The organism is Romboutsia sp. (genome assembly GCF_035470145.1).
In the GTDB taxonomy this organism is placed as follows: Bacteria; Bacillota; Clostridia; order Peptostreptococcales; family Peptostreptococcaceae; genus Romboutsia_D.
This window is the reverse complement of record NZ_DATIRC010000326.1, coordinates 1-6530: the sequence shown is the minus strand read 5'-3', so window position 1 is coordinate 6530 and position 6530 is coordinate 1. Positions and strand designations below refer to the sequence as shown.

General features: G+C 25.6%; 6 protein-coding genes and 1 pseudogene. All 7 read left to right on the top strand.

All coding sequences use genetic code 11. The annotated features are described in order from the left end of the window. Positions 1 to 268, top strand: a pseudogene (locus tag VLM92_RS13180) (amino acid permease); the annotation flags it as partial. Between the two features lie 244 nt (positions 269 to 512). Then, positions 513 to 1295, top strand: coding sequence for a polysaccharide deacetylase family protein (locus VLM92_RS13175; RefSeq protein ID WP_325276795.1), 783 nt, complete (start codon positions 513 to 515; stop codon positions 1293 to 1295). Positions 1296 to 1355: 60 nt separating this feature from the next. Then, positions 1356 to 2102: a SprT family zinc-dependent metalloprotease gene (locus VLM92_RS13170; RefSeq protein WP_325276794.1), complete on the top strand. Its 747-nt coding sequence runs from the start codon at positions 1356 to 1358 to the stop codon at positions 2100 to 2102. A gap of 66 nt (positions 2103 to 2168) precedes the next feature. After that, positions 2169 to 2567 carry a hypothetical protein gene (locus tag VLM92_RS13165; RefSeq protein WP_325276793.1) on the top strand — a complete coding sequence of 133 codons (399 nt, stop codon included), beginning with the start codon at positions 2169 to 2171 and terminating at the stop codon, positions 2565 to 2567. 125 nt (positions 2568 to 2692) lie between these two features. Then, positions 2693 to 3631, top strand: coding sequence for an alpha/beta hydrolase (locus tag VLM92_RS13160; protein WP_325276792.1), 939 nt, complete (start codon positions 2693 to 2695; stop codon positions 3629 to 3631). Between the two features lie 322 nt (positions 3632 to 3953). Continuing rightward, positions 3954 to 5216: a nucleotide sugar dehydrogenase gene (locus tag VLM92_RS13155; RefSeq protein WP_325276791.1), complete on the top strand. Its 1263-nt coding sequence runs from the start codon at positions 3954 to 3956 to the stop codon at positions 5214 to 5216. A gap of 25 nt (positions 5217 to 5241) precedes the next feature. Continuing rightward, the coding region (locus VLM92_RS13150; RefSeq protein ID WP_325276790.1) for a CgeB family protein at positions 5242 to 6530 on the top strand (1289 nt) is incomplete at its 3' end.

The window sequence follows — 6530 nt, the reverse complement described above, 5'->3', positions numbered from 1 at the left end:
CTATGTATTAACATTTATAGGAGTTATAAAGTTAAGAAAAGATCAACCAAACTTACACAGACCATATAAAGTACCTTTATACCCAGTAATACCAATGATAGCAATAGTAAGTGGATTATTCGTTATATTAAACCAATTATTATTTGCAGGTATGCAAACTACTATGATATCATTAGGAGGACTTTTAGTAACAGCGATAGGTCTACCAGTTTACAATACTATGGTTAAAAAAAATGAAGAAGAAATTAAATTAAAAAAATCAGCATAATAAATAAATATAAAAAAACTCAAAGTGAAAACTTTGAGTTTTTTTCATATTTATTTATTTTTTGGAATTTTATATAAAGGTGATAAAAGAAGAAAATTGACTAATACTATAAAAGAAAGTAAATGGCAATAAAATTAAACTATTTTTTTGTCGAAATAAAACGTCTATATATTATATACAAAACAAAAAGATGTTCCTAAAACAATAAAACTTAAATATCATCACAGAAATAGGAGGAACAGATATGCATAAAAAAACAAAGAAAAAATTAAACATAGGGATAATTACATTAGGTATATTAGCAGCCAATATTAAAATAGGATATAGTTACAGCTATAGCTATAATAAAGAAAAGTTAAAAAATACTAATATATCTAATAAAAATACAACTCAAGAAATTAATAACACTATAAGTGAAAATAATGAAAAAGTAGCATATATAACAATTGATGATGGACCTTCTAAATATACAGAAAGTATAATAAAAATCCTAAATAAATATAATGCTAAAGCTACTTTTTTTATGATAGATAGAAATATGAAAAATTACCCAGAGCAAGTCAAAAATATAATTGAAAATAAAAATACAGCAGGTTTTCATAGTGTATCTCATGACATACATAAACTGTATGAAAATGATAGTTCAGCAAAAGAAGAGTTTGATGTAAATAGGCAAACTTTTTATGAAATAACAGGAAAAAAATCTTATGTAGTAAGATTACCATATGGAAGTAAGCCATATGCGCCAAGTGAGTCATATGAAACTTTAGTAGAAGCTGGATATAAATTATGGGATTGGGATATAGACACTGAAGACTGGAAATTTAATGCTAGTCAAATAATAGAAAATGTAAAGGGTTATTCTAAAAATAAAAATGAAATAGTTATATTAATGCATGAAAAAAAGCAAACAGTAGAAGCCTTAGATGGAATATTAAAATACTTAGTAAGTGAAGGATATCAGCTTTTACCAATAGATGAAAATCAGAAACCACAAAATTATTGGTTAGGAAATTTATATGAATAAAAACATAATAAATAATGTGTTATAATTTATATTATTATAAATAAAAAGGCTGGGATTGGTATGGGTAAGGATAAAAATAAAAATGAATTATGTGTGACGTATAAAGATAGATATATAAAATCTTCTGTAATATATAGAAAAAGAAAAAACATAACTATTATTATAAAACCTAAAGATAACATAACAATAATAAGTCCTCCTAATGTAGATGAGAAAATTTTAAAAGACCTTTTAATAGAAAAAGGAGGTTGGATATTAAAAAAGCTTGAGGAATATAAAGATATTAGCGATTTTAACGAAGAAAAAGAAATAAAAAGTGGAAGTAAACTTTTTTACTTGGGAGAAGAATATGTACTAGAAATTATAAATATTAATAAATTACCAAAGCCCAATATATTTATAAACGAAAATAAAATAATATTACAAACTAGTAATTTAGAATCTGAATATATAAAAAAGGCTTTAAAAGATTGGTATAAAAAAGAAAGTGAAAAAGTTGTATTAAAGTATTTAATAAAATGTAGAGAAAAATCAAAAATGATGATGAACTTAATACCAAGTGTATTAAAAGTAAAAGAACAAAAGAAAAGGTGGGGTACATGTACCTCTAAACGAGCAATTTATATTAATTCTAAAATAGCAATGGCAAGACCAAAATCAATAGAATACATATTAGTTCATGAATTTAGTCATTTAGTTCATATGAATCACTCAAAGAATTTTTATAATTTAGTTGAAAGTATAATGCCAGAATATAAAAAAGAAGAAGAATGGTTAAAGAAAAATAGTTATAAATTAACTTTGTAGTAAATTATATATTTTTGAATATAATTTAGTATTGAAACTATACCCGTAAAGGAGCGAAGCTAATTTATGGATGATAATCAAAAAAATAATTTAAAGAAAGCTAAAAAAAATTGCAAGGATAAGAATAACAGTAACTCACAAGAAAAAGATTCATTAGGTTTAGAAAGATTCTCTTACGCAGATTATGTATTATTATCGTCAACCATATCATATGCAATATCAGAAGAACTAAATGATACAGATGTAAATTTGATTCTTATTTTTTTAGGTATGGTATCAGCGGATTTAGCAATGCTTATAGCTCAAAGAGAAATTAAGGAAGCTAAAAAGGCTGCACAACCAGCAGAAGATATAATTGTATCAGACATACCAGAAGAAGTAATCGTATCAGATTTAGGTAGAAAGTCTAAAAAAACTAAAATTAGAAAAAAATATGTAAGAAGTAAGAAAAAAAATGATTGTTAAACTATTGGGTTAAACAGTCATTTTTATTTTAATATGATTATAAGATTAACAATATTAAAATGAAATTATTTGATACAATAAATATAATGATTACTATAATTTATACTGAAAGGAAGGTATGAAAAATGAAGTGTAGTGAATTTCACTTTAGGGGTAAAGAAGATTTAGATATACATGTATATAAGTGGGAAAATGAAAATATAAAACCTAAAGGGGTTGTGCAAATAGCTCATGGAATGGCAGAAACAGCAATAAGATATGAATACTTTGCAAAGCATCTAACTGAAAATGGTTATATAGTTTATATAAATGATCACAGAGGCCATGGTAAAACTGCTGAAATAATAGATAATGTAGGATATTTAGCCGATAAGGATGGATTTACATGCTTAGTAGAAGATATGAATATTTTAACTAATATAATAAAAGATGAAAATGATGATTTACCAGTATACTTATTTGGGCATAGTATGGGCTCATTTGCAAGTCAAAGATACATAATGGAATATGGAAATAATATAAATGGAGTTATTTTATCAGGATCAAATGGAAAGCAAGGATTTATATTAAATGTAGCAGAAAAATTAATAAGTTATGAAATAAAAAAGAATGGAAGAAAGTATAAAAGTAAAAGACTAGATAATTTAATCTTTGGCGGAAATAATAAAAAATTCAAACCATCAAAAACAGATTTTGATTGGTTAAGCAGAGATGAAAAAGAAGTAGAAAAATATATCCAAGATCCATTTTGTGGAGTGTTATTTACTTGTGGATTCTTTTATGATTTCATAAAAGGCTTAAAAGAAATTGAAGATAGCGATAATCTTAAGAAAGTTCCACTAGATTTACCTATATATATAATATCAGGTGATGAAGATCCAGTTGGAAAAAATGGTAAGGGAGTTTTAAGATTAAGAGATAGATATATAAATTTAGGTATAAAAGATGTTTCATGCAAGTTGTATGAAGGTGGAAGGCATGAAATGTTAAATGAAATAAATAAAGATGAGGTTATAGAAAATATAATACTTTGGATAAATGAAAGAAATAACGCTAATCTCTAAGGCTTTTAGATTAGCGTTATTTTTTATTAGTAGTATCGGTATTTCTAGAGTTATTTTTAATCTTACTTAAAGAAAGGTTTTAGTATAGGTATTTTAGGTTGTGAAGTTGAAATTTTAATTACCCTCTTTATTAATATATTAGACTAATTAATAATTATAAGTTGACATACAATATATTATGTTTTATGACATAAAGAGTGATATATTTTAAAAATATAATTATAGTTAACAAAACACACTGGATAAACATAATATAAATAAACTATTCAAGAATTCAATATAATATATAGTTTAAAATATTTTAAATATAGGTGATATTAAAATGCCACAAAAAATTTGCGTAGTAGGTCTTGGATATATAGGACTTCCAACAGCAGCAATATTAGCAGATAATGGCTATGATGTTGTTGGAGTGGATATAAATAAAGAAGTTATAGATAATTTAAACAAAGGAAAAATAATAATAGAAGAGCCAAATCTTAATGAAATAGTAAAAGACGTTGTGAGTAAGAAAAAACTTATAGGCAAATATTCACCAGGTAAAGCCGATATATTTATAATATGTGTTCCCACACCAATAAGAGAAGATAAAAAAGCAGATATGACTTATGTAATAGATGCAACTAAGAGGATATTACCGCATGTAAGGAAAAATAACATAGTTATTTTAGAGTCAACATCACCAGTAGGAACAACTGAAAATATTATAAAACCTATCCTTGAAAAAACCAACCTAAAAGTAGGGCAAGAGATATATTTAGGTTACTGCCCAGAAAGAGTAATCCCAGGAAGAATAATAGAAGAACTATCAAACAATAACAGAATAATAGGAGGAATAAATGAAATATCTGCATTAAAGATAAAAGAGATTTATGAAAGTTTTGTAAACGGTCAACTATATACAACTGATACGAATACTGCAGAAATGGTAAAACTTACAGAAAATACTTTTAGAGATGTTAATATAGCGTTAGCAAATGAATTATTAAAAGTATGTGATGATTTAGGCATAAATGTGTGGAATTTAATAAAATATTGTAATAAACATCCAAGAGTAAATATATTAGATCCAGGACCAGGGGTAGGAGGTCATTGCTTAGCTGTTGATCCATGGTTTATAGTAGAAGCTTCGGAGAATTTAGCTAATATAATAAAACTTTCAAGACAAACAAATGACTCTATGCCACAGTATGTTTTTGATAAAGTAGAAAAGTTAACTAAAGATTTAGAAGGCAGTAAGAAAATATCAATACTAGGTATGACATATAAAAAGGATATCGATGATATGAGAGAAAGTCCTATAGTACATTTAGTAGATATTTTAAAAGAAAATAATTATCAAATATCTATATATGACCCATATGTAAGTGAGTATGAAGATTTAGAAAAAGACTTACTAAAGTGTGTTAAAGATAGTGATTTATTGGTGCTTGGAGTAGACCACTGCGCATTTAAAAATATACAATATGAAGAAGTTTATAAAGCTATGAAAGGGAAGGTAATACTAGATACTAGGAAATTTTTAGATGAAGATAAAATGAAGGAAATAGGATTTATATATAAGTTATTAGGATATAAAAAATAAAATATACGAAAGGAGACAAATGGTGATGTATGAGCTTAGTGAACTTAAGATTGCATGTATATTTGATCCATTTACAATGAGCTGCTATGAGGATATGTGTAAATTAATAAAAATAAGCCCAGATAACTGGAGAATAGATTTAGAATCCAATAGACCACATCTGTTATTAGTAGAATCTGCTTGGCATGGAAACGACGGACAATGGATTGGAAAAGTTAGGTATATGAATAAATATAATATCAGTAAGTTACAAGAGGTAATAAATTGGTGCAAAAAGAATAAAATACCAACTGTATTTTGGAATAAAGAAGACCCTGCTCACTATGAAGATTTTATTGGAACTGTTAAATTATTTGATTATGTATTTACAACGGATGAGGATAGTATACCAAAATATAAAAATGAATTAAATCATGGTAGGGTATACCCACTACCGTTTGCAGCTCAACCCAAAATACACAATCCCATAAAGGTATATGACCAAAGAATAGAAAAAGCTTGTTTTGCAGGTGCTTTTTACAATGATAGATTTCCAGAAAGAAGGCGGAATTTACAAAAAATTTTGAGGCTAGCTATAGGTCAAATAGGACTTGATATATATGATAGAAATTATAATTCTAAAAATCCATTATACAGATATCCGAATGAGTTTAGTGAATATATAAAAGGATACCTACCTACAAATGAATTAGAAAAGTGCAATAAAGGATATAAAATAATGCTAAATGTAAATTCGATTACAAATTCACCAACAATGTTTTCAAGAAGAGTATTTGAAAGCTTAGCGTGTGGAACTCCTATAATCAGTTCTTATTCATTAGGAATAAAAAAAATGTTTAATGATTTAGTAGTAGCTAGTAATAGTGTAGGAGAGCTTAAAGAAGAATTTATAAAATTAAAAGACAAAGATTATTATGAAAAAAAAGTGATAAAAGGTATTAGAGAAGTATTAAATAACCACACATATCAACATAGAGTAATGTTTATATTAGATAAAATTGGAATAAAAATTTATGATAAAAAAACTACAGTAGCTATTGTTAGTATGATAAATAATATCGAAGATTTAAAACAGGCAAAGTTAATTTATCATAAACAAGAATATAAATATAAAAAACTATATGTATTAGTTAAAAATGATAAATTATACAATGAAATTATTAAAAATAATAAAGATATAAATATAATATTAATTAATGATGAAAATGAGTCTAATCATAGTGTATTTCAAGAAGATTATGTAAGTATTATTAATCTAAATAATCATTATGGAAATTATTATATAGAAGATTTAGTAAATGCTAGTTTATATAC